The 25,975-nt window shown below is 42.9% G+C and carries 18 protein-coding genes, 1 tRNA gene and 1 pseudogene; 1 reads left to right on the forward strand and 19 read right to left on the reverse strand.

The window, feature by feature from the left end; genetic code table 11:
- Window positions 1-202 precede the first annotated feature (202 nt).
- The 8 genes from ACQKCG_RS12780 to pilM all read right to left on the reverse strand — a co-directional run bounded on the left by ACQKCG_RS12780 (window position 203) and on the right by pilM (window position 8,706).
- Complete coding sequence (locus tag ACQKCG_RS12780; protein WP_101204302.1) at window positions 203-1,291, reverse strand: hypothetical protein; 1,089 nt, start codon at window positions 1,289-1,291, stop codon at window positions 203-205.
- 130 nt (window positions 1,292-1,421) lie between these two features.
- Entirely contained in the window at window positions 1,422-2,528 is a 1,107-nt protein-coding gene (gene aroB, locus ACQKCG_RS12785) for a 3-dehydroquinate synthase (RefSeq protein WP_101204301.1), read from the reverse strand.
- A gap of 75 nt (window positions 2,529-2,603) precedes the next feature.
- Entirely contained in the window at window positions 2,604-3,164 is a 561-nt protein-coding gene (aroK, locus tag ACQKCG_RS12790) for a shikimate kinase AroK (protein ID WP_101204300.1), read from the reverse strand.
- Window positions 3,165-3,369: 205 nt separating this feature from the next.
- Window positions 3,370-5,721: a type IV pilus secretin PilQ gene (gene pilQ, locus ACQKCG_RS12795; RefSeq protein ID WP_101204299.1), complete on the reverse strand. Its 2,352-nt coding sequence runs from the start codon at window positions 5,719-5,721 to the stop codon at window positions 3,370-3,372.
- 27 nt (window positions 5,722-5,748) lie between these two features.
- Window positions 5,749-6,282, reverse strand: coding sequence for a pilus assembly protein PilP (locus ACQKCG_RS12800; protein ID WP_057761705.1), 534 nt, complete (start codon window positions 6,280-6,282; stop codon window positions 5,749-5,751).
- A complete protein-coding gene (locus ACQKCG_RS12805; protein ID WP_101204298.1) occupies window positions 6,282-7,001 on the reverse strand; it encodes a type 4a pilus biogenesis protein PilO in 720 nt (239 codons plus the stop codon). The genes ACQKCG_RS12800 and ACQKCG_RS12805 overlap by 1 nt, the downstream gene beginning before the upstream one ends.
- Window positions 6,998-7,651 (reverse strand): PilN domain-containing protein, encoded by a 654-nt coding sequence (locus tag ACQKCG_RS12810; RefSeq protein WP_101204297.1) that lies wholly within the window; start codon window positions 7,649-7,651, stop codon window positions 6,998-7,000. The genes ACQKCG_RS12805 and ACQKCG_RS12810 overlap by 4 nt, the downstream gene beginning before the upstream one ends.
- Window positions 7,651-8,706 (reverse strand): type IV pilus assembly protein PilM, encoded by a 1,056-nt coding sequence (gene pilM, locus ACQKCG_RS12815; RefSeq protein WP_101204296.1) that lies wholly within the window; start codon window positions 8,704-8,706, stop codon window positions 7,651-7,653. Before pilM ends, ACQKCG_RS12810 begins: the two co-directional genes overlap by 1 nt.
- Window positions 8,707-8,899: 193 nt before the next feature.
- Between pilM and ACQKCG_RS12820 the strand changes: the two genes are divergently transcribed.
- Window positions 8,900-11,536: a penicillin-binding protein 1A gene (locus tag ACQKCG_RS12820; RefSeq protein ID WP_101204295.1), complete on the forward strand. Its 2,637-nt coding sequence runs from the start codon at window positions 8,900-8,902 to the stop codon at window positions 11,534-11,536.
- 126 nt (window positions 11,537-11,662) lie between these two features.
- On the opposite strand, the gene ACQKCG_RS12825 is transcribed toward ACQKCG_RS12820, so the two are convergent.
- From ACQKCG_RS12825 to tuf, 11 genes and pseudogenes are all read right to left on the reverse strand, one after another.
- A complete protein-coding gene (locus ACQKCG_RS12825; protein WP_101204294.1) occupies window positions 11,663-12,187 on the reverse strand; it encodes a DUF6586 family protein in 525 nt (174 codons plus the stop codon).
- A 166-nt stretch (window positions 12,188-12,353) separates the two neighbouring features.
- Window positions 12,354-16,571 carry a DNA-directed RNA polymerase subunit beta' gene (gene rpoC / locus ACQKCG_RS12830; protein ID WP_101204293.1) on the reverse strand — a complete coding sequence of 1,406 codons (4,218 nt, stop codon included), beginning with the start codon at window positions 16,569-16,571 and terminating at the stop codon, window positions 12,354-12,356.
- Between the two features lie 151 nt (window positions 16,572-16,722).
- Window positions 16,723-20,841 carry a DNA-directed RNA polymerase subunit beta gene (gene rpoB / locus ACQKCG_RS12835; RefSeq protein WP_101204292.1) on the reverse strand — a complete coding sequence of 1,373 codons (4,119 nt, stop codon included), beginning with the start codon at window positions 20,839-20,841 and terminating at the stop codon, window positions 16,723-16,725.
- A gap of 764 nt (window positions 20,842-21,605) precedes the next feature.
- Window positions 21,606-21,977, reverse strand: coding sequence for a 50S ribosomal protein L7/L12 (rplL, locus tag ACQKCG_RS12840; RefSeq protein ID WP_057761722.1), 372 nt, complete (start codon window positions 21,975-21,977; stop codon window positions 21,606-21,608).
- Window positions 21,978-22,097: 120 nt separating this feature from the next.
- Window positions 22,098-22,625, reverse strand: coding sequence for a 50S ribosomal protein L10 (rplJ, locus tag ACQKCG_RS12845; RefSeq protein WP_057761724.1), 528 nt, complete (start codon window positions 22,623-22,625; stop codon window positions 22,098-22,100).
- A gap of 457 nt (window positions 22,626-23,082) precedes the next feature.
- Window positions 23,083-23,784: a 50S ribosomal protein L1 gene (gene rplA / locus ACQKCG_RS12850; protein ID WP_057761725.1), complete on the reverse strand. Its 702-nt coding sequence runs from the start codon at window positions 23,782-23,784 to the stop codon at window positions 23,083-23,085.
- Window positions 23,784-24,215 (reverse strand): 50S ribosomal protein L11, encoded by a 432-nt coding sequence (gene rplK / locus ACQKCG_RS12855; protein WP_057761727.1) that lies wholly within the window; start codon window positions 24,213-24,215, stop codon window positions 23,784-23,786. Before rplK ends, rplA begins: the two co-directional genes overlap by 1 nt.
- Window positions 24,216-24,305: 90 nt before the next feature.
- Window positions 24,306-24,836, reverse strand: a complete 531-nt coding sequence (gene nusG, locus ACQKCG_RS12860) for a transcription termination/antitermination protein NusG (protein ID WP_057761729.1) — start codon at window positions 24,834-24,836, stop codon at window positions 24,306-24,308.
- 71 nt (window positions 24,837-24,907) lie between these two features.
- Window positions 24,908-25,393 (reverse strand): preprotein translocase subunit SecE, encoded by a 486-nt coding sequence (gene secE / locus ACQKCG_RS12865; protein WP_101204291.1) that lies wholly within the window; start codon window positions 25,391-25,393, stop codon window positions 24,908-24,910.
- A 51-nt stretch (window positions 25,394-25,444) separates the two neighbouring features.
- Window positions 25,445-25,520 (reverse strand) — tRNA-Trp (locus ACQKCG_RS12870).
- Window positions 25,521-25,849: 329 nt separating this feature from the next.
- Window positions 25,850-25,975 (reverse strand): annotated as a pseudogene (gene tuf / locus ACQKCG_RS12875) (elongation factor Tu); the annotation flags it as partial.

Here is a 25,975-nt window from a genome sequence, read left to right on the forward strand (position 1 = left end):
ACCTGTTTGCGATAGTCTATTGAATAAGTCATCGTTTATTTCATTAAATGCAATTGTTAATAGGGTTGTATCGGTTTTATTTGGATTAGACTATACTTAACAGTAGTAGCTTACCGCTTATTATGACGATGGAATGATTTCGTATAACGCTAAAAAAACCCACTAACCAAATAGCTAGTGGGTTAAATTAATCAGACAAAAACTAATTACTCTTGTCTTCTATTAGCGCTTTTATACTATCGCTATTACTCTTGGGAGGATTAGCGTTAGCACTTTTGCCATTAGCATTTGAATTATTGTTTGTGCTACTAGGGGGTTTAGGCGTTGGCACGACTGGTGGCTTCTTACTAGTAGAGTTCTCCGCCGGTGCCGCAGGCTTTTTGTTTTCTGGCGCAGGCTTACTTGTGTTGTTTTCTTCTTTTGGCGATGCTTCAGATATTGTTTTCGTCTCCCCACCAACTGTACGCTCTTCGCTAACAGATAACGTAGCAGAAGTATCTACCGACTGACGAATACTCTCTTGAGTGGTGCTACTATTAGCGCTTTCTTGGTTACCTCGATTATTATTAGCACTAGTAGCTTGAGCAGCGGCATCATCAGCTTCTTCTTGCAAACGAGCTGGCACTTCGCGCTTGGTAGGTTTCAAATCAACGGCACGTGTACGTTTCGTACTTAGATCTTTTACTGGATCAGGACGCTCATAATTATCAACAATACTGACATACCGATTAATCTCTTCTGGCAATACACGTACGTTTGTAGGTAGCTTAAAGTCTATTAGCTTTGCGGCTCCTACTGCTTCTTGCGGGCTACTCATAATCCCATAAGTCAGCATATAACGGACTTGTTTTTCATCATCAAGATAACGGAAATAAGCAAATTTATCACGATCTTTACGGCCTTCTAAGTAACTAACAATCACATCATTTTCAGAGACATTCATTACTTGAACAGTCCATTTGCCTTTGTTAGCCAGCAGATAACGCTTGTCTTTAAACTCATCAGGATAATCGCGCAAATCTCGAATCGTTGCATCAAAATTAATCGGTTGTACATCCGTATCTAACTCATGTAACGATTCGACTTTTAGTGGTTGCTCAAACTCTTCATTCAAAATCTCTGGCGCTGATATTGGTGCATTTTCAATTTTGGCACCCATGGCTGGCGTTTGACTAAACATCCATACTAACGCTGTGACCACCCCTAAAAGTAGGGTCACTATTAGCCAAATCAGTGCTTGACGACTGTATGATTGGCTAGCAGTACGCGTTTTTGTTTTTGATGTTGCCATGAGGCGGTCCTTGGTAAACACATGTTTTACAGCGTGATATAAATGCTTATTTAAACAGAGGTACAGCTAACCAGTTGGCTATAAGTACGAGATTTTAGTATAAATATATAAACGATAAATTCTTGAGACGTTACGCGCTATGTTTTGACAAAACTTCATGTAATAACTGTCCGTCAAACTCATTAGTCATTACCGCATCGCCAATTGATTTTAACAAAATTAGGCGGATTTGTCCGTGTTTCACTTTTTTATCGTGGCCCATTAAATCTAAAGCAGTGTCTACATCGATAGCTGGTGGCGTAATAGGTAATTTTGCCAATTCTAAAACACGCTTAATACGTACGACTTCATCATCAGTTAACCAGCCAATTTTTTGCGATAGCTCGGCTGCTTGTACCATGCCAGCCGCTACTGCTTCGCCATGTAACCAATTGCCATAGCCTTCATGTGTTTCAATCACATGACCAAAAGTATGGCCAAAGTTCAATAGCGCGCGCACACCGGACTCTCTTTCGTCTTGTGCCACTACATCGGCTTTGTATTGACAGCAGCGCTTTACAGCTTCACCAAGTACTGCTAAATCAAGCGCCATCATTGCAGGCAAGTTTGCCTCAAGCCACGTTAAAAATGCTTCATCCATAATAAGGGCATATTTAATAATCTCAGCCACTCCAGCCGATAGTTCACGTGCAGGCAGTGTCTTAAGCGTACTCATATCGGCAAGTACCATTTGCGGCTGCCAAAAAGCACCAATCATATTTTTACCTTGCGGATGATTGATACCCGTTTTACCACCAACACTAGAATCCACTTGTGACAATAGCGTCGTTGGAATTTGAATAAAATTGACACCGCGCATAAAACTAGCAGCAGCAAAACCAGTCATATCACCGATTACACCGCCGCCAAGGGCAACAAGTGTCACATCGCGATTGAAGTGTTCTGTCATTAGCGCATCATAAATTCGATCAATACTTGCCTGATTTTTGTATTGTTCGCCATCTAGCAGTACGCACACCTTTACCACAAACTGCTCTGCTAGCTCATCTTCTAATGCTTTTAAGTATAAAGGTGCCACAGTGTCATTAGTAACAATCAAAACCTGACGGCCACTGATATAAGGTGCGATCTGCTTCGCCATACTGCCATTTTCAGTCGTAGATTGTTCAGTAATGACAATAGGATAATCATGACTTTGCGTATGAACTATTAGGCCTTCATGAAACGGCATTACCATGTGTTACTCCTAAAGCATTTTCGATGAGGTAAAAGTAATTGAGTCTGTTTATCAATCGTAGTTGCCAGTCTATTGCTAGTCTTCTTGGTGCGCCGATGCGTCGGTCGTGCAATCGACGAATGATTCTAGCTGCTGCATCAATTGATTGACCATGTGGCGTGGGTACGTGTGACCAGTAGGCATAATAATATGGGCGACTTGGCGATAGAGTGGATCGCGTGCACTATATAACTCTTGCAGTATTTTTCTAGGATTAGGCTGCTGCAATAATGGTCGGGACTTGTCTTTAGAGGTACGGGCTAGCTGCACCTCGACAGGTGCATTAAGATAAACGACGATGCCACGTTGTTTTAGGAACTCTCGGTTTTCAGAACACATGACTGCACCGCCACCGGTAGCCAATACGATTTGAGAGTTTTGGGTCAATTCATCAATGGCACGCGTTTCACGCTCACGGAAACCTGCTTCACCTTCTTTGGCAAATATCCAAGCAATGTCGGCACCTGTCTGCGATTCAATATACCAATCACTGTCTACAAAGGTGCGACCTAACTGCTTGGCAAGCAGTTTTCCGATTGTCGTCTTCCCTGCTCCCATCGGACCCACTAAAAACACCGACGGTAATTCCTGCCCCATAATACTTACTCAGCTAAATTAGGTATGATACAACGTCATTGTTATTCTGGCTAGTAATGAGCCGTGATTATTGTGAGTAAAATTTAGAGCACACTATTCATCAGTACATACATAAATATTGCAGCTCGAAAACCACCAATCTCGCGCATAAAAAAAGCAAGCACTATGGCTTACTTTTTTTAACAACTAGCTAACTGCTTTATGATTAGTTCAGACGACTCGTACCATCATTAATAAGCTTCGGAGTTACGAAAATAAGTAGCTCTTCTTTAGTGTTGCTACGTACATCTTTACGGAAGGCACGACCGATATAAGGCAAATCACCTAAGAAAGGAACCTTCGTTACTTCGTTACCGGTACGGTTTTTGAAAACACCACCTAACACGACTGTTTGACCATCTTCAATAATGACGTTGGTTGATATAGAGTCTTCAGAGATAGCAACCTGATTATTGATGATAGTCGGCGTGCCGTTAGTAATGACCAATTGCAGACCAATTTTACCATCAGGCGTGATATTTGGTGTCGCTTCTAGACTTAATGCAGCCTCTTTAAAGCTGGTTGTCGTCGCACCACTGGCTGATGCTTCTTGATACGGAATCTGAGTACCAGAAGAGACTTTTGCAGTTTGCTTATCCGCGGTCAAAATCTTTGGTGTAGAAATAACTTCACCACGGTTATCTGCTTGTAGCGCTGATAATTCAAGATCTAGCATTACATCAGACATACTGAGCAAACCAAAGGCGATACTACCCGCTGGGTTAGAAACGCCTAAATCAACGTTTAGGTTATCAGGACTAGTAATGTCATAAGAAGGATAAGAAACGGTCTGACCATTTACAGTCGTCGTCTCTATATCAAAGTCCTTAAGATCAGCTAGTGTTTGGTTGCTACCACCGACCAATAAGCTGCGGTTATTAGCTGCGCCGTTTGACAAGATACCCCAACGAACACCAATCTCTTTACTGAAGCTATCAGTTGCACTGACGATACGTGCTTCAATCATGACCTGACGAACAGGAATATCAATCTTGCTAATTAATTTATGAATGTTTTCGATACTGTCAGCAACGTCTTTAATAATTAAAGTGTTGGTACGTTCATCAACCGTTACCGTCCCACGATTGGATAATAACGTATTATTATCCTCACGATTTGCGAGGCCACTACTATTACCAGTCGCGCCGCTACCTTGCGAAATAAGGGTTAAAACATCTTGTGCTTTTGCATAGCTTAAACGAATGTACTCAGTACGCAAAGGTGCGTAAGATTGGACAGCTTGCTGCGCTTCTAGTTCACGTGCTTCTTGCTCAGCGAGCTCAGTAGAAGGCGCAACCAAAATCACATTACCATTTTCACGCTTGCCCAAGTTTTTGCTCTTAAGAATGATATCGAGAGCTTGATCCCAAGGAACATTAATCAAACGCAAAGTAATGTTACCAGCAACAGAATCACTTGCCACGATATTCATCTCAGTAAACTGCGCCAAAATATCTAAGACACTACGAACCTCAACATCTTGGAATTCCATAGATAGCGGTTCGCCACTATAGACTCTTTCTTCCAGCGTCGGTTCACGTAACAGCTCCGGCTTTTTAATACCAATATTTAACTGGTTACCTGATTGGTAGGCCTGATACTCATAATCGTCATTCATGTTAATGGTAATGACGCCATTCTGTCCTTGGTTTTTGGTATCAATACTACCAACAAGACCACTGTTAATATTCAATCGGCGTAGTAAGTTTCTCGGAACCGTACTACCAGTTAAACGTACGACAAGTTTATTACCTTGGCGCTGCACATCTACTGGAATGGCTTCGTTGGCCAGTACCATACTGACATTACCGCCACCGTCGTTACCTGCTGAAAAATTGACTGCGCTTAACCCATCATAGCTATACTGCTTGCTTACTTGTGAAGCTGCCAATTGAGGATTTAAAAGCGGATTTACTCTGACCACCATCGTATCAGCTGGCATTTCGTTCTTCACGACAACCTTGCTTGTGGTACGTACAGGTGCCACTGGTACGGTAGAACTCTCAACAATAGGCGTAACGACAGCGGTTGTTGTCATACTATTATTGTTATTAAGTACATCTTGAATCGGGTCGCTGGTAATAACTGGACGATTAGGGTCAGTGATGGTCAGCAATAAATCATTGCCTTCAATCGCTGTTGTATAATTTCCTGATTCTTTTAAACCAACAATGAGGCGCGTGGTACTGTCACTGCTGAGCGTAGTAACGTCATTAATCGCACCGATGTTGTATTCGTTAAAGCGGCTAGCAAGCCCATTCTGTACTTGTTCGAAATCTAGAACTAAGCGACTAGGATCATCAAGCTGATAGGCTGCGGGCAATACTGGCAATCCTGTAAACCCCAAACGCATTTGCGTCACTGCAGGTGCGGTCTGTACTACAGAGACATTATCGATGCGCTGTGCAGCATGAGCACTATTAGTCACAGCCACTATACTGACTGCCAGTGCTGAAATGGCAAAAGCAGAAGACATGCGGTTGCTCATCATCATTACCTTGTTATTGCGTACTGTCATTATTTATTCCTCAAAAAATCTGCCGACTTAGCTTATAGGGGATACCAGCGACTGGGGTTTTTCTACAAACCCTGCGCGGCTGTCTGGCACAATTTCAATCAAGTTAACCTGGGTCGGCGTGATTTCAACAATACGGCCGTCATTCAATCCAAGATAATCGCCTACTTTAACACTCGCAACCGAACCATCAGGACGTTGTATCAATGCATATCGCTGACCTTCGGGCGAAATCACCACACCTCGAAAGACCAATTGCGACAGTTCATACTGCTCAAGCGGTTCTTTGATTCTGTTGATATCTGGTCGTACACCATCTATAGGAGTGGTCGGGCCTTGTACATTGACTAAACTCGGTGGCAAAAACGGACTACGTTGCGAGCTTGCGCTATATACAAAATCTTCTACCAGCTCGGCTTTAGGCGGCGGCTCAATAGGCTGTGCAGGCTGGTTGCGGATATCGGTCATTGCCTGCTCTGCCATACCTATACGGTCACTACACCCTGTCATAGATAAAACAGCGACACTTAAAACCAATAGCATGGGCATTCTTTGGATATTCATTAGTTGCCTCCTGCATTTGCATCAGTAGCAGCGGATGCATCACCTTCAGGAGCCGCTTCTTTAGAGCGATAGGTCTTAGTTTGCAAGACTAAGTTAAGCTCTGGCAAAACATCCAATGTAGGCTGTGGATTGCTGACTTCAAAATCATGCATCGTAATAATTCGAGGCAGAGCAGCAAGACCGCTGATAAAGCTACCAAACTGATGGTATTCACCCAAAGCTGCAATACGTATTGGCTGCTCAATAAAGAATTCATTTTCAATTTCGGGCTCTACTGAAATATCTTGGAAACGGATATTGCTACCAACGCCTGTCATGTTTATGCCTTCTACCAATTCTGACACACGTGTATCTTTCGGCAACTGATCTAATAAAGTATTAAATTCAGTTTCCATTTGGACAACTTGCGCTTGATAAGCTTTTAAATGACGTGCGCGTGATTCTTTTTCGCGGTAGCTATCGAGCAAAGTTTGTTGTTGGCTTTCAGCCGCATTAATCTCGTCAATTTTGCTACTGATGGGTAATGCCCATGACAATGCTGCGATGAAGGTAATGATAAGACCAATCACTGTCACTTTTACAGGTAATGGCCAGCTGCCATAGTTTTCTGAATCTAGCGACTCAAAACTACGGCGAAACTCATTTAAATCGAATTGCTTTTTTGGCTTTAAAGCAGATTTTTTGGTTTTAGAGAGGCTCTTTTTGCGGATAAGCTTCATAATGCACCTCCTAGACCAGTATCGGTATCAGCAGCAGTCGGAGTTTCCGATTGTACTCTAGTCGTTACTACAAACTGTACGTAACTGTCTTCAGGATAAACGGGGCGCGCCTGCTCACCAGTATTAACCGTATTATTGAGGACTGGGGCAGCCTCATAAGCGCTAATATTCTGCTGAATGTTACTTACTGCTGAGTTGCCCATCCATTTACTGTTATCAAGGTTACGAATCAGACTAGACACAATGTTTGGATTGTCCGCTAAGCCTGTCAAAGTTAGGACATCGCCTTCACGTTTAAGGTTATTTAGATAAAGTGCTGGTGGAATAGCTTTAGCGAGATCGTCCCATAAACGTACAGGCACAGGACGTCGTCCTTGCAAGTCTTGAATGACTTGCATGCGTGAAATAATGTCTTCACGGCGCTGCTCTAAACTGTCGATCTCGGTCAATGCGGTGTCTAAGCGAGTGTTTTCTTGTTCGATCAATGCATTGGCATCAAGCTGCTCATCAAGTTCATTATTGAAATAGCTCCATGAAGCAAAAGCTGCTAATAGCGTCAGTAACGTCACTGCCACTATCAATGTCATAAACTCTTTGTTACGACGTTCACGCTCTTCTTGTCGCCAAGGTAAAAGGTTAATACGAGCCATTAGTCAAAGCTCCTTAACGCAAGACCACATGCAGCCATTAAGCTTGGCGCATCAACCGCCAGTTGCTCATTGTCAATATTTGGTGCAATAGTCATATTGGTAAAAGGGTTGGCAACACTGACAGTTACACCCAGCTTTTGTTGTGCCATACCAGCGAGACCTGCAATAGAACTGCTGCCTCCTGCAAGCACCACATGATCGATACTGCTATATTGACTTGATGAAAAATAAAACTGTAAAGAGCGAGTGATTTGTTGAATGGTATTTTCTATAAAAGGGGTTAGTACTTCAGGATAGTAGTCATCAGGCAAGGTACGTTCGCGTTTACTTAGTGTCGCTTCTTCTGCTGATAGGCCATAGCGATTTTGTATTGCCTCGGTCAGCTGAGCACCGCCAAATAACTGCTCACGACTATAAATAAACTCACCATTCTTAGCGATGTATAATGTGGTTTGATTGTGGCCAATATCTACCAATGCTACTAGTTCTGGTACGTTTGGAAGGCTATCCACCATCAATCCAAACGCACGCTCGATTGCATGAGACTCGATATCCATGACTTTCGTTTGTAGGCCACCAAAGGCTAAAGCATCGACACGCTGGTCGACGTTCTCTGAACGAGAAGCAGCAAGCAACACCTGAACCATATCTTCACTAACCAAAGACGGTCCTAATACTTCAAAGTCTAGATTGACGTCTTCTAATGGATAAGGCACATACTGGTCGGCATCTAAACGTATTTGCGCCTCACGCTCTACATCGCTGAGTGTCATATCCATATCAATGATTTTAGTAATCACTGCAGAGCCAGAAACAGCGGTCGCAGCATTGCTACCCGCGACTTGGCAACGTCTTGCCAAGCTCGTTATAATATTACCGGCAGCTTCTGTATCTACTAGAATCTTATCGACCACGATACCTTCCGGTAGTCTTTCAATACCATAAGATTTTAGGTGGAACATGCCTTGCTGACGCTGTATGTCAACCAACTTTACTGAAGTGGCACAAATATCCACGCCAATCAAATGTCGACTTTTGGAAGTAAATAGCCTCACTAGCTCTATACCTTATATTAAGTGTACAATCTGGTAATTATTTGTAATAATTCAATACAATACTTTACTTAATTGATAGATTCAAGCATTTAAAAATATATTAAGGCCAACTTACACATTTATTATGACCTGCCTATTTTGTTCAATGTATAATAATATTGTCTGCTACAAATTCTAACTAATAAGTCTTATTATGGCCAAAACAAATGCTACCGCTCGTCTCATTCGCTTTTTGGTGGGACTCTTTATCGCTTGCCTAGCATTGGCAGTTGTTCTAGCACTTGCTGTACCTATTGGTTTTTATGGGATGGCCATGTATCTATCGCCAACCCTACCTAGTACGCAAGAAATTAAAACAGCCAAATTAGAAATGCCATTACAGATTTATAGTAGTGATGATAAATTAATCGGCCAATACGGCAATCGTTTATCATTACCAGTTAGTTTTGATGAGATTCCTGAAGATTTAACCCATGCCTTTTTGGCAGCCGAAGATGCTTCTTTCTTTCAGCATAGTGGAATTAGCATTAAAGGTCTTGGTCGCGCTGTCACCGAAGCAGTCACTGATGACGATGGTCAGACCGGTGGCTCTACCATTACGATGCAGGTCGCTAAAAACTATTTCTTAAGTCCAGAACGTACTTTAAACCGCAAACTAACAGAGTTATTTTTGGCGCGGAAGATAGAAGACGAACTGAGCAAAAATGATATTTTGACGTTATATGTCAATAAAATCTATCTAGGCGAAGGCGCCTATGGCATCCGCGCTGCGGCCAAAAAATATTATAGTAAGTCATTAGACAATCTAACTATTGCTGAAATGGCGATGTTAGCAGGTCTACCGAAAGCCCCTTCTAAGTATAACCCTGTTGCCAATCCTAGCCGCGCATTGACTCGCCGTAACTGGATCGTTGGACGCATGCATGAGCTTGGCTATATTACCAAAGCTCAGTATGATGAAGCTGTCAACTCCCCTATAGGTATCAACCTATATAAAGAAAAGCTCGATGTAAATATGCCTTATTTGGCAGAAATGACGCGAGCTTCTTTGGTCGAACGTTATGGCGATCAAGTCATGCACGGTGGTTGGCGCGTACGTCTCACAGTAGACAGTAAAGCGCAAACAGATGCAGAAGCAGCAGTAGTAACAGGATTGATTGCCTACGAGCATCGCCATGGTTGGCGCGGGGCTGAAGCAAATGATGAGCCTCTCGAGAACTTCCAACGCTACAGCAATATGTCTCCTGCCAAAGTGACTAAAGTCAATTCTCGTAGTTTTGACGCAGTCCTAAAATCTGGTGAAGAAGTGACCGTTAATTGGTCTGGTATGAAATGGGCACGCAAATATATTTCTGCTGACCGTATTGGTTATTATCCTAGTAATGCCAGTCAAGTTGTTAAGAAAAACGATATCGTTCGTGTGATACCTACTTCGAATGGCAACTGGCAACTAGGTCAAATACCTAAAATCCAGGGCAGTTTGGTCTCGTTGAATCCAGAGACTGGTGCTGTCAATGCATTGGTTGGTGGCTTTGATTTTAACCACAGTAAGTTCAACCGCGCTCTACAAGGCTGGCGTCAACCTGGCTCAACCATTAAACCGCTTGTTTATACCGCTGCTTTAGAAAAAGGTTATCGTCCAGATACCATAGTGTCTGACCGAGCTATTCAAGTAGGTGACTGGAAACCGAAAAACTCTGATGAACGTTTCTTAGGTGATATCACTTTACGTCGTGGTTTATATTTATCCCGTAACCTCGTATCTATTCGCTTGTTACAAGCGATCGGTATCTCAAGTACGCGCAACCTATTAGATGAATTCGGTCTTGATAAAGAAAAGCTGCCAACAACCTTGTCATTAGCACTTGGAGCAGGACAAGCCACACCATTACAAATGGCCACGGCTTACTCAACCTTCGCGAATGGTGGGCATCGTGTCCAACCTTACTTTATTGAACAAATTTACAATTATAAAAACGAGCTGTTGTTTCAGGCAAATCCACGTCAAGCGTGTGCACTATGCTTTAACGAAAAACTTGAAAAAGTTAATAGCAGCTTAGTTGAAGAGTATGAGAAGTCAATTGAAGCGCCTGATGATAGTACTAATGAAATAACCGCTGATAATTCATCATCGAAAAGTAATGATGATAGCGAAACAACAGATAAAGAGCTTGATTTAAAGGTATATAACGCAGGTCCACAATCAGACCGCCTGAAAGCACCTGCCGTACAATATGTAAGAGCCAAACAAGCACCGCGCATACTGCAACCTAGAGTGGCTTTTGAGATGGCAGATATACTACGCGACGTAGTCCAACGCGGTACAGCGGTAAGAGCAAAAGCATTAGGACGTGATGATATCGGTGGCAAAACTGGTACCACCAATCAGGCCAAAGATGCCTGGTTTGCAGGGTTCCATCCTACCAATGCGACAGTAGTATGGATGGGATTCGATCAACCATCTACTATGGGTCGCCGTGAATATGGTGGTGTGGCAGCACTGCCAGTCTGGATGGACTTTATGAAAGCTCAGCTGAAAGACACGCCAAGCCAATGGGTATCTATCAATAATCGCTCAAAATCCAGAAAGCAACAGCAAAGCATTATAGAGATGACTGATGATGGTGTCCTAGTTAATGATGGCGCTAATAAATCAGCAAAACCAGTCAAGACTCAAACCCAGCAGCGTAAGCCTTCGGTTCCAGAGCCTACTGAGGAGACGAGCACTCCACCATCAACGAAACCAAGTAGCAATCGTAGTGATGACAGCGTACCGGAAAATCCATTAACGGTGACACCCGTTGAAAGTATGCCACCGATGCCAGAGTAACAAACAAGACTATTTTTAGTTAATAAGAAAAAGGCTTATTCAATAATGATTGAATAAGCCTTTATTATACTTTCAAGTGGTTCAATAAATAGCTATCAAAGAATAAATCTTCTGGTTTACTTCCTATTAGAACTCGACCATGCCTGCACGCAGTTGTTCAATCAGCTCTAAAAGCTGATTGCGCCATTCTCGTATTGTGGTCTCATCAGGCAGCCATTGATTGGATAAGGTGACAACATTGACAATCAAGTCTGGCGACGCTGAATGACTGCTTGGCGCTTCATCGACGATAGTATCTGGCGGTACTGCATACAGACAACGCTGATAAGCACGTTCTATATTGGCGATAAAACCTTGCTGCTGTAATTGCTGCAAACGCTGAATCTCAGGAGATACTTGGGTACGCTCGCTCAGTGCTTGCTCAATATCGAGCAAAGTTGGCGCCGTCATATTTAGGCTATAGAAATGACCGAGCTCCTGAATAAATGCCAATAAAGCACCATGCAAGTGAAAAATAGCAGTCTCACAGTGTGCTTGGTATAACTGCTTATCATTGGTACTTCCTGCAGATTGGCAAGATAAACGACAGAAATATAACTTTTGATTGGTTCGATCTGCTTGATATTTGGCGACGCGAGTTTTACCTGCCATTTGCTAATTATCCTTCTATAAGTAGTGAATTAGAGCCTATTTCCAGTGTACTATTTTTTTAGATAATAGCACCATGCCTTTCTCAGTTTTTTATACGCACAAAAAAGCCAGCAACTTAGGCTGGCTTTTTTATCAAATTAAGAATGAATCAAAATACTTAATGCGATTAATTATCTTGATTTAACTCTTGAGCAAATGCTTCATCAAAGCTTGCAAAGTCTTTGCTATCAGTGCTTGCAGTCATATCAAACGCTGCATTCAAATCTTTATCTTGTAGCTTCTGATCTGCTTTCTCTTTACGTGCTTTATGATAAGCAAGACCCGTACCTGCAGGAATCAAGCGACCCACAACCACGTTTTCTTTCAGACCACGTAGCTCATCCACTTTACCAGTCACAGCAGCCGCAGTTAGTACACGGGTTGTTTCCTGGAAAGAAGCCGCTGAAATAAAGCTTTCAGTTGCTAGACTTGCTTTGGTGATACCTAGTAATTGACGCTCAAACTGTACTGGGAATTTATCTTCCGCTTCTAGCTTCGCATTCAATGCTTTGATATCTGCATACTCGACCTGATCACCTTTGAAGTGACTTGAATCGCCGCCGTCAGTGATTTCAACTTTACGCAACATCTGACGAATGATAACTTCGATGTGCTTGTCGTTGATTTTTACACCCTGCAAGCGATAAACGTCCTGTACTTCGTTGACGATATAATCAGCAAGTGCAGTCTGACCTTTCAAACGTAAGATATCATGTGGGTTCTGTGGGCCATCAGCGATCACTTCACCACGTGCTACCGTCTCGTTTTCGAAGACGTTGATTTGACGCCATTTAGGGATTAGCTCTTCATGCACTTCACCATCTTCATTAGTAATAATGAAGCGGTTCTTACCTTTAGTCTCTTTACCAAAGCTTACCACACCAGTCATTTCTGCCATGATAGCGTGATCTTTTGGACGACGTGCTTCGAACAAGTCAGCAACACGTGGTAGACCACCGGTGATATCTTTTGTACCAGAAGACGCTTGTGGTACACGGCCTAGAATCGAACCTGCTGCTACTTTTTCACCATCGCTCACGCGGATGATAGTTTCAGCTGGTAAGAAGTAAACCACTTCTTTGCCTTCGTCAGTGTTCAAGATAATCGCAGGACGTAAGTCTTTTGCTGAACTTGAACGGTCACGAGTAGCTAGAATCTCAAATGAGCTCATACCAGTCGCATCATCAACTTTTACTGTTGCAGTCATGCCATCAGTGATGTCACTGAAGCGTGCTGTACCAGCAAATTCTGTGATGATTGGATGCGTGTGCGGATCCCATTTAGCGATAGTTTGACCGCCTTCAACCTGCTCTTCGTCTTTCACAAGTACGCTTGAACCATATGGTACTTTATAGCGCTCACGCTCACGGCCAAGCTCATCGGTCAATGCGATTTCAGCTGAACGCGATACGATGACTAAGTGACCATCGGTATGCTGTACTGTTTTCATGTTTTCAAAGTGCGCTTGACCAGCATTACGTACAGAGATGCTGTTGTCTACAGAGGCTGAGCTCGCTGCTCCGCCCACGTGGAACGTACGCATGGTCAACTGAGTACCCGGCTCACCAATAGACTGAGCTGCCATAACACCGACTGATTCGCCGATATTCACTTTATGACCACGTGCAAGGTCACGACCATAACACTGTGAACATACGCCATGTTCGATATCACAAGTAATTACTGAACGTACCCAGATATCATCGATTGCGTTGTTATCAAGGACGTTAACCCAGTACTCATCGATCAATGTACCAGCTGGAATCAATACTTTATCAGCATCGTCATTATAAGTAACGTCACGAGCAGTCACACGACCCAGTACTAGCTCACCTAGCTTCTCGATGATTTCACCACCTTGGATATGTGGTTTCATGAGTAGGCCTTCTTCAGTACCACAATCATCGCTAGTGATAACCAAATCTTGTGCCACATCAACCAGACGACGAGTCAGATAACCCGAGTTAGCTGTTTTCAGTGCTGTATCTGCTAGACCTTTACGTGCACCGTGAGTTGAGATGAAGTACTGTAGTACGGTCAAACCTTCGCGGAAGTTAGCTTTAATCGGTGTCTCAATGATTGAGCCATCTGGTTTCGCCATCAAACCACGCATACCAGCCAACTGACGAATCTGTGCCGCACTACCACGAGCACCAGAATCTGACATGATAAAGATAGAGTTGAATGACTTCTGCTCGTCTTCTTCACCTTGTGCGTTGATAACTTTATCTGTTGCCAAGTTGTCCATCATCGCTTTAGCGACTTTGTCATTGGTACGTGACCAGATATCAACTACTTTGTTATAGCGCTCACCAGCAGTTACGAAACCTTGCTCGAATTGATCTTCGATTTCGCGAACTTCACCTTCTGCCACTTCGATGATTTGCTTCTTAAGTGGTGGAATGACCATGTCATCAATACCGATAGACACGCCAGATAGTGTTGCTTGAGCAAAACCAAGATACATCAATTGGTCAGCAAACATAACACTTTCTTTGACGCCGACTTTACGATAGCAAGAGTTGATCAAACGAGAGATGTTTTTCTTCGTCATCTCTTGGTTACACTCATCAAACGTCATACCTTTAGGCATGATGTTCCAGATAAGTAGACGACCAGCAACCGTATCTTTGATACTAATTTCTTTGGTCTCGTTACCGTCTTCGTCAATTTGCGTCTCAGTAACACGCACTTTGATTTTAGCGTTTACATGTAGATCGTTTGAACCAATCGCACGCAGTGCTTCATTAACGGTAGCAAAAATCATGCTCTCGCCTTTGGCATTGATCGACGAGCGACTGATGTAATATAGACCTAGTACAACATCCTGAGATGGTACGATGATCGGATCACCGTTCGCAGGTGACAAGATGTTGTTGGTAGACATCATCAAGGCACGTGATTCAAGCTGTGCTTCAAGCGTCAATGGCACGTGAACGGCCATTTGGTCACCATCGAAATCGGCGTTGAATGCAGTACAAACAAGCGGATGCAACTGGATGGCTTTACCTTCGATCAATACTGGCTCAAATGCCTGTAGACCCAAACGGTGAAGTGTTGGCGCACGGTTAAGAAGTACCGGATGCTCACGGATAACCATGGCCAGCATATCCCACACTTGTGGCTCTTCACGCTCTACCATCTTTTTGGCAGCTTTAATCGTAGTCGCTAAACCATGAGACAATAGTTTGTTATAAGTAAATGGCTTGAATAATTCTAGTGCCATTTTCTTAGGTAGACCACACTGATGTAGACGTAGTGTTGGGCCTACAACGATAACCGAACGACCAGAGTAGTCGACACGCTTACCAAGTAAGTTCTGACGGAAACGACCTTGCTTACCTTTGATCATATCTGCCAAAGATTTCAATGGACGCTTGTTACTGCCAGTGATGGCGCGACCACGGCGACCGTTATCAAGCAACGCATCGACTGACTCTTGTAGCATACGCTTTTCGTTACGCACAATGATATCAGGGGCGCTAAGCTCCAATAGACGCTTCAAACGATTATTACGGTTGATGACACGGCGATACAAATCGTTAAGATCAGATGTCGCAAAACGGCCACCTTCTAGCGGTACTAGCGGACGTAAATCTGGTGGTAGAACTGGTAAAATATTCATTACCATCCACTCAGGCTTGTTATTAGAGTCACGGAATGCTTCTAATAATTTAAGACGCTTAGACATCTTCTTAAGCTTGGTCTCAGAACCTGTTTGTGGAATCGCTTCACGCAGCTCATCAATCTCAAGATCCATATCGATATCTTTCAATAGGTCTTGGACAGCTTCCGCGCCCATCTTGGCAGTGAACTCGTCGCCAAACTCTTCAAGTGCTTTGTAATAATCTTCATCATCAAGCAACTGATACTTCTCTAAAGAAGTCAGACCAGGCTCAGTCACGATGTAGCTTTCAAAATATAGGACGCGCTCAATATCGCGCAATGTCATGTCTAGCAATAGACCGATGCGGCTTGGTAGTGATTTTAGGAACCAAATGTGCGCCACAGGACTGGCTAGGTCGATATGACCCATGCGGTCACGACGGACTTTCGCAGTGGTGACTTCAACACCACATTTTTCGCAGATAACGCCTTGGAACTTACGGCGCTTATATTTACCACATAGACATTCAAAATCTTTTACTGGGCCAAAGATTTTGGCACAAAAGAGACCATCACGCTCAGGCTTAAACGTGCGATAGTTGATGGTTTCAGGCTTTTTTACTTCGCCGTGCGACCATGACTTAATAACGTCAGGTGAGGCTAAAGTAATTTGAATGCTATCAAACTCTTGGTTACCGTTGCCGGTAGGGCTTTGCATGATATCGAGTAAATCTTTCAAGTTGCTTCTCCGTTATCTTTATAATCATCTGACAGCGTACCATTGACGCAGATAAGATGAATGAAGGCAATGAATAGGGTTGAGACAAATCACTAAAAGCAGCAGCAATAAAGCAGACTGCCTTTAGTGGACAACTAAGTTAAACAACGGGCTAGTTGCTTTGTTTTAACTCAATATTAATACCCAGTGATTTGATTTCTTTGGTCAGTACGTTGAACGACTCAGGCATGCCTGGATCCATATACTGCTCACCATCAACGATGTTTTTGTACATACGAGTACGGCCTTCAACGTCATCCGACTTCACCGTTAGCATTTCTTGCAACGTGTAAGTCGCGCCGTATGCTTCTAGTGCCCATACTTCCATCTCACCGAAGCGCTGACCACCGAACTGTGCTTTACCGCCGAGTGGCTGCTGAGTGACTAGCGAGTAAGAACCCGTTGAACGCGCATGCATTTTGTCATCAACCAAATGGTTAAGCTTGAGCATGTACATATAACCAACCGTTACCTTGCGGTCAAACTTCTGACCTGTACGACCATCATATAACGTCTGCTGACCATCGCGATCCATACCAGCAAGCTCGAGCAAGTCTTTAACTTGGCTTTCTCTCGCGCCGTCAAATACTGCTGTGCCCATCGGTACACCGCCACGTAAGTTGTCTGCTAGCGCCATGATGTCATCATCACTCAAGCTATCAAGATCAACTTGCTCACCACCTACTTGGTTATAGATTTTGTCCAAGAAGTCACGTAGCTCTTTGATCGCTGCTTGCGATTTGAGCATACCGTCAATCTTCTCGCCCAATCCTTTCGCTGCCATACCCAAATGCGTCTCTAGAACCTGACCGATGTTCATACGAGATGGTACACCAAGTGGATTCAATACGATGTCAACGGTATTACCATTTTCATCATAAGGCATGTCTTCAACTGGCATGATGCGCGATACAACACCTTTGTTACCATGACGACCAGCCATCTTATCACCAGGCTGAATACGACGCTTAACCGCTAGATATACTTTAACGATTTTTTGTACGCCATGTTGCAAGTCATCGCCAGCAGTCAATTTGCGTTTTTTCTCAGCAAACTTCACATCGATGTCTTTTTGCTTGTCAACCAAGTAATCAGCGATTTGCGTTAGACGCTCAGAGATTTCTTCTTCTACTGGTTGGATATCAAGCAACGTCTCAAGGCTCATATCTTTCATATCAGCCAATGCCATAACTGTACCAGCTTTTAGACCAGCACCGCCGCTGACTTTTTGGCCATCTAGTAGATTACCAATACGGCCACGTGCTGCTTCTTCAAAGATACGTAGCTCTTCTTTCAAATCTTTACGATAGCTATCAAGCTGCGATTTTTCAATCGCTCTTGCGCGTGCGTCTTTTTCAACGCCATCACGGGTGAAGACCTGTACATCAATAACCGTACCTTTACTTGAAGTCGGTACGCGTAGTGAAGTGTCTTTCACATCAGCCGCTTTTTCGCCAAAGATAGCCCGTAGTAGTTTCTCTTCTGGCGTTAGTTGTGTTTCACCTTTTGGTGTTACTTTACCAACTAAGATATCGCCAGCGTCAACTTCAGCACCGATATAAACGATACCTGCTTCATCAAGACTTGATAATGCTGCTTCACCAACGTTTGGAATATCAGCAGTGATCTCTTCTGTACCTAGCTTGGTATCACGAGCCACACAAGTCAATTCTTGGATATGAATCGTAGTGAAACGATCTTCTTTAACTACTTTTTCAGATAGCAAGATTGAATCTTCGAAGTTGTAACCATTCCACGGCATAAATGCGATGCGGATGTTCTGGCCTAGTGCTAGCTCACCAAGATCCGTTGATGGACCATCAGCCAAGATATCACCCAAAGCAATCTCGTCACCTTGGTTAACGATGATACGTTGGTTGATACAAGTGTTCTGGTTAGAGCGCGTGTATTTGATCAAGTTATAGATATCGATACCCGCTTCACCAGCAGTCATCTCGTCTTCGTTTACACGAACAACGATACGTGATGCATCAACATCTTCAATCACACCGCCACGCTTAGCGATAACACAAACACCAGAGTCACGAGCAACGTGACGCTCCATGCCAGTACCTACTAACGGCTTATCAGCACGTAGTGTAGGAACAGCCTGACGCTGCATGTTCGAGCCCATCAAGGCACGGTTAGCATCATCATGCTCTAGGAACGGAATCAGACCTGCTGCAACCGATACTACCTGACTTGGTGATACATCCATATGCGTCACTTTTTCTGGCGGCATACGAACAAATTCACCATAGCTACGGACACTGACCATCTCGTCAGATAACGCGCCATCTTCAGTCATCGGAGAATCAGCCTGTGCAATAACAGTACCTACTTCTTCGATTGCTGATAGATATTCAATAACGTCAGTCACTTTACCATCAACCACACGGCGATATGGCGTTTCTAAGAAGCCAAAGCTGTTGGTTTTAGCAAAGGTCGCTAGTGAGTTGATCAGACCAATGTTTGGACCTTCAGGAGTCTCAATAGGACATACACGGCCATAATGGGTATCATGTACGTCACGTACTTCAAAGCCTGCACGTTCACGAGTTAGACCACCAGGTCCTAACGCTGATACACGGCGCTTATGGGTAACTTCAGACAACGGGTTGTTCTGATCCATAAACTGTGACAACTGACTTGAACCAAAGAATTCTTTAACCGCAGCCGCTACTGGCTTAGAGTTAATCAAATCTTGTGGTGACAAGTTGTCTGATTCTGCTGAGCTTAAACGCTCTTTTACAGCACGCTCAACACGTACTAGACCAACACGGAATTGGTTTTCTGCCATCTCGCCTACTGAACGAATACGGCGGTTACCAAGATGGTCAATATCATCGACATCGCCGCGACCATTACGAATCTCGATAAGTTCTTTTAGAACGTTAACGATATCATCGTTAGTCAATACACTGCGTTCGCGCTGGATATCAGGATCATCAGTATTATCAAATTCTAAACCAAGACGACGGTTGAATTTCATACGACCGACGTTTGATAAGTCATAACGATCTGCGTTGAAGAACATGCTCTCAAACAGTTTCTCAGCAGTTTCAACCGTTGGTGGCTCACCTGGACGCATTACTTTGTAGATTTCGATCAACGCTTCTTCACGGCTTGAGGTGCTATCAGCACGTAGCGTATCGGCAATATAACTACCTTGGTCGATATCGTTAGTGAACAGAATGCTGAACTCTTTGATGGCACCACTGGCTTCAAATGAGTTCAATTTCACCAATAACTCGTGGTCGATTGGCGTGTTCGCTTTAGCGATGATTTCATCATTAACAACGATGTCTTCAGCTAAAATACGCTCATATAGGTATTCATCAGGCACAGCAATTTTCGTCATACCTGCTTCTTCAAGCTGACGGATACGGCGTGCGTTAATACGTTTGCCCTGCTCTACAATAACGTCACCTTCAGGTGATACGATATCGAACTGAGCCATTTCGCCACGTAGACGATCGGCAACTAAATCAATTTCAAACGTCTCTTCGCCTTTATAAACAGCAACTTTATCAAAGAATAAATCTAGAATTTCAGAAGTTGTTAGACCAAGTGCGCGTAGAATGATTGACGCAAGTAGTTTACGGCGACGGTCAATACGAGCAAATACTAAATCTTTTGCATCAAATTCAAAGTCTAACCATGAACCACGGTAAGGGATAATACGTGCGTTATAAAGCACTTTACCACTTGAATGCGACTTACCTTTATCATGGTCAAAGAACACACCAGGTGAACGATGTAGCTGAGATACGATAACACGCTCAGTACCATTGATAATGAAAGTACCGTTAGCCGTCATCAAAGGCATCTCGCCCATGTAAACGCTTTGCTCACGGATATCTTTGATAGCAGCTTTGCTATCTTTGTCTTTGCTGTCTTTGTCTTTGATGATCAAACGGATTTTGACACGCATAGGCGCCGCAAACGTTGAACCACGTAAGATACACTCACGCTCATCAAATTCAGGCGTGCCTAAATAGTACTCAACAAATTGTAGCTCTGCGTTACCAGAGTGACTCTCAATTGGGAAAATAGAGGAATACGCAGCTTGCAAACCAGTATTCTCACGAGCTTTCGGCTTTTTGTGCTCTTGCAAAAATTGCTCATAAGAATCTACTTGAATAGACAGTAAATAGGGAATGTCCATTACAGTGGGCAATTCAGCAAAACTTTTGCGAATACGCTTTTTTTCAGTATAAGAATATGCCATCGAGAGTCCTTACAGTAAACGTGGAAACAAATTAAAAGCGTGGCCAGTATGCATAAATACGATGCAAACGTGACGACGTAAACGATAATATAAAACGGGTCTTCGTGTTCAGTTCATGTCTTTTCTGTCAATTACTACTTTACTCTTCAGTGCTTACCTAGCACACTTCACTTAATCTCGTCGTTGCTTGCTAGATTCATGGTAAGTGAATCAGTCTATATGACTGTTGCAACCGAAAAATTCAACATTATATAATCTATAACACATTGCCTATCAGGCTTAATTTACTAATACATTGCTGGGAAATAATGTCTATTAAGATTGCATCCATATCACTTGCCATCTAGACTACTTATTACCGAACCATATTCCCTACACATACAAACTGTCTATAAGACTAAATATCGACAGTCATGCCACACCAAGTAGGCAACTTATGATCAACAGCTTTTTTAAGAATACCGCTTTTTTCAGGATTAATAATCGGGGTAACTATAACTTTTAGAATCAGTATAAACTATAGTGTTGATAGGAAAGCATGCAGACACAAAAAAATGCCAAACATCTACAGACGTTTAGCTCATATTAACTGATTTCAAAAACTGGCATGTGTGCTTGCATGTATATCGTCTGTCCTTTTGATGGGTATCCACCGTGATGTTGCATACGTATGTTGGCAGACACAAAAGGTCAAGCTACGAATTATAGTAAAAAAAAGCTGGCAATGCAAGGCATTACCAGCTTTTTTTCGTACAGTGTTAAACTTATTTTAGTTCAACAGTTGCACCAGCTTCTTCAAGTTTCTTTTTCAACTCTTCAGCTTCGGCTTTAGATGCGCCTTCTTTGATTGGAGCTGGAGCGCTTTCAACCAAATCTTTCGCTTCTTTTAGGCCAAGACCAGTAGCTTCACGTACGGCTTTAATTACGCCAACTTTCTTCTCGCCAAAGCTGGCAAGAACTACGTCAAACTCGTCTTTTTCTTCAGCAGCAGCAGCAGCAGGACCAGCAGCAGCAGGTGCAGCAGCAACAGCAGCTGTTACGCCGAATTTTTCTTCCATGTCGCTGATTAACTCAACGATATCCATTACTGACATTTCAGCGATTGCATTTAACACGTCATCTTTAGATAGTGCCATGAGAACTCTCCGTTATCTGATAAAAATTAATTGATTCTAATATCGCCTTGATTGCTTGCCTAATGTGACAATAAAATGCAACCAAAATTAGCGATGTTAAAGTTACGTTAAAACAAGCAATTAAGCAGCTTCTTTTGCGTCTTTGATTGCCGCTACAGTGCGAACGAACTTGCCAGGAACAGCGTTCATAGTCTGGACAAGCTTGGTCACTGGTGCATTCATAGTAGCCATCAAGATAGAGATTGCTTCGTCGCGAGTTGGTAGCTTCGATACGCGCTCTAGCTCTTCTGGACCATAAACTTCACCACCGACTGATACTAATTTGGTCTCTAAAGCTTTGTTATCTTTGCTGAAGTCGAAAACGACTCGAGCAGCAGATCCCAAATCTTCCATAGAGAAAGCCAAAAGTAGTGGACCAGTCATACGGTCTGACATGCTCTCAAACTTAGTGCCTTCAAAAGCGCGTTTTGCTAGTGTATTTTTTACCACTTTCAAAACGACACCTTTATCACGAGCTTGTTCGCGCAGCTTAGTAAGCTGTGCAACACCAATACCGTGATATTCGGCAGCTACTGCTGAGTAAGCATTAGCAGCAACTTCAGACACTTCAGCCACAACTTGTTGTTTTTGTTCTAGCGTTAATGCCATAAGTTGACTCCTTTAATCTTATCAATCGACTTATAATAAAAGTGCCAAAAACAAGGTTTTTATGCGCTCAAACTGTAAGCTAAGACTGACTTGATACGACACATTACCAGTGGATTCAATTAATAAAAAAAGCATCTACTGATAACGACTGATTACGGCACCGTTATCAGAATGACGTTGAGTAATAGTTTGAAGATTATAAATAATCTTATCGCCCTATTCGCTCGTGTCTTAAACTGTGTGGGCCACCGTCTGCGTAGGACAACTAAGATTTTCATCTGTCGTCGATTAACAAAAGTGACTTATTATCATAAACAGCTATCCGAAGATCGCTAACTATGACTCTAAACTACTCTCTACCTACGGTCTTAGACAGCGTAGCAAATACTACGCTGACCTAATTCTTTAAAAACTGTTTTTGTTTATCATTCAAAATATTTGAAGATAAAAACTTTAATTATTTAGCAGTACGATAAGGAACAGCGTCGATCGTTAGACCTGGACCCATCGTGCTAGACAAGGTAATTTTCTTAATGAAAGTACCTTTAGAAGTAGCAGGCTTAGCACGCTTTAGATCAGAAAGAATCGCTTGCGCGTTTTGCTCGATTTGATCAGCAGTGAAACCAACTTGGCCGATAGTTGCATGGATGATACCAGCTTTATCAACACGGTACTGAGCCTGACCAGCTTTCGCATTAGTCACAGCTTCAGCAACGTTTGGCGTTACCGTACCAACTTTAGGGTTAGGCATTAGACCACGTGGGCCTAGGATAGTACCTAACTGACCAACAACACGCATAGCATCTGGAGCTGCGATAACAACATCAAAGTCCATGTTACCGGCTTTGATTTGCTCTGCTAGGTCTTCAAAACCAACGATGTCTGCACCAGCTTCTTTAGCGGCTTCAGCAGCAGCGCCTTGAGCAAATACAGCAACGCGTTTGGTTTTACCAGTACCAGCAGGTAGGTTGGTTGCACCACGAACTACTTGATCAGATTTACGTGGGTCAACGCCCAAGTTTACTGCGATATCGATAGACTCTTTGAATTTTAGCGCTGGCAAATCGTTTAGGATTTGAACCGCTTCTTCAATAGTGTACTGTTTTTCGTTATCAATACGGCTTTGAATTTCTTTTTGACGTTTGGTTAGCTTAGACATTATACACCCTCCACGGTAATACCCATTGAACGTGCAGTACCAGCGATGGTACGGACAGCAGCGTCAAGATCAGCTGCAGTTAAATCTGCATTCTTAGTCTTAACGATGTCTTCTAGTTGTGCACGGTCAACTTTACCAACTTTAGCAGTGTTCGGTGTACCTGAACCTTTAGCAATACCAGCAGCCTTACGTAGTAAGTATGCAGCTGGTGGTGACTTCATGATGAAGGTAAAAGATTTGTCGCTGTATACTGTGATCTCAGTTGGGATCGGTAGACCTGGCTCTTGGCCTGAGGTCGCAGCGTTAAATTCTTTACAGAACGCCATGATGTTCACGCCTTTTTGACCCAAAGCTGGACCAATAGGTGGTGAAGGATTTGCTTTGCCTGCAGGCACTTGCAGTTTGATGTAACCATCAATCTTCTTAGCCATGATACTCTCCTAAATGGGTGATAGCGCCAAATCAACGTGGTATATACCTAATTGACTAACAGCTCCCCGGTTGATGAATTTTTTGCTAATTTAGTCTAGTTTTTCAACTTTACTAAATTCAAGCTCAACCTGCGTAGGTCGATTAAATACGTTTACCGTTAGATGTAGTTTAGACTTCTCATAATCCACTTTTTCTACCAACCCTTTAAAGTCAGTAAATGGACCATCGATAACCAACAACTCTTCGCCTGGCTCAAATAGAGTCTTAGGACGTGGGTCAGTTTCAGTCTGGTTCAAACGGTTTAAAATGCGATCAGCTTCTACTTGCGTAATCGGTGCAGGCATCTCAGGCGTACCACCGATGAAGCCCATAATACGAGGACAGTCTTTTACGATGTGCCAAGTATTATCGTTCATCTCCATTTGGATCAATACATATCCAGGAAAGAACTTGCGCTCACTCTTACGTTTTTTGCCGTCTTTCATTTCGACGACTTCTTCAGTAGGAACCAATACATCACCGAATGACTCAGCAAAGTCACTACGATTAATACGATCAGTTAATGAACGTTGTACTTGTTTTTCATATCCTGAAAACGCTTGGACAATATACCAACGCATATCACGCTCCTGATCATTATAAATAAGTCGTTATAAGTAAATGTCTCGCTAATAGTCACTAATACGTGCTATTAACCGATAAAGATACCAACGAACCAATTAAAAAAGTTATCCAATAACCAAATAAAGAAACCAGCAATCGCAATCACGACAATCACTTGCCATGTGTATTGAAAGGTTTCGTCTTTACCTGGCCATGTCACTCGGCGAAGTTCAACGGCAGCGTCTTTTAATAATATTTTAAAAGCACGGCCTTGATGCGTTAACGCCAAACAGACTAATGCAAATACAACAAGTACGACAATAATACCAATACGTACCCAAACATCGTTGGCAGGTTGCCAATAGCCTGGTAAGTATTGATTTACTAGAGTCGCACCGATTAATACAGCTGCGGCAAGTAGCCACAAAATCAAATCTTTTATTGAGCCAGTCTTAGCCACTTCAACAGCAGTAGTACCGCTAGCTGAAACATGCTTATTTTTAGACAGCATTCCACCAGCAACCGCCTTGGCATCAGATAACTTAGTCTCGAGGTTATCTTGATCATTGCTCATAAAGAACTCGCTTCGGAGATGGTGGGGTACAACAAAGATGTGATAAGAAGATGGCAGGCGATGTAGGACTCGAACCTACAACCCTCGGTTTTGGAGACCGATGCTCTACCAATTGAGCCAATCGCCTATGGGTGTAAAGGACAGCATTATACAATATTTAGCATAGAATGCAAGCCCTTGGCGGTAAAATTATTAATTTTACCTGATTTTGCACTGCCGCAATCTAAAATAACTGCTAGCGTTAAGTGCAGCGACAATATAACAAGCTATGGCGTAGATTACAATATGCTATCTAACAAATAATTGTCTCTGTCACATATATAGCCAATTCATTAACACATGCTAGGCATAATTCTATTTTCGATCTTGCTTCAAATTTCTCCCACAAAAAAAGGCCACCCTAGATAGGATGGCCTTTTTTATGACTAATTCAAGTTCTCACTGCTGAGACTTATATTAGTTCAATACGTTAGCAACAACACCAGCACCTACAGTACGGCCGCCTTCACGAATAGCGAAGCGAAGACCTTTGTCCATAGCGATTGGGTGGATAAGCTCTACGCCCATCTCAACGTTATCACC

Origin of the sequence: Psychrobacter sp. NPDC078929, assembly GCF_050267985.1 — a bacterium.
Lineage (GTDB): Bacteria > Pseudomonadota > Gammaproteobacteria > Pseudomonadales > Moraxellaceae > Psychrobacter.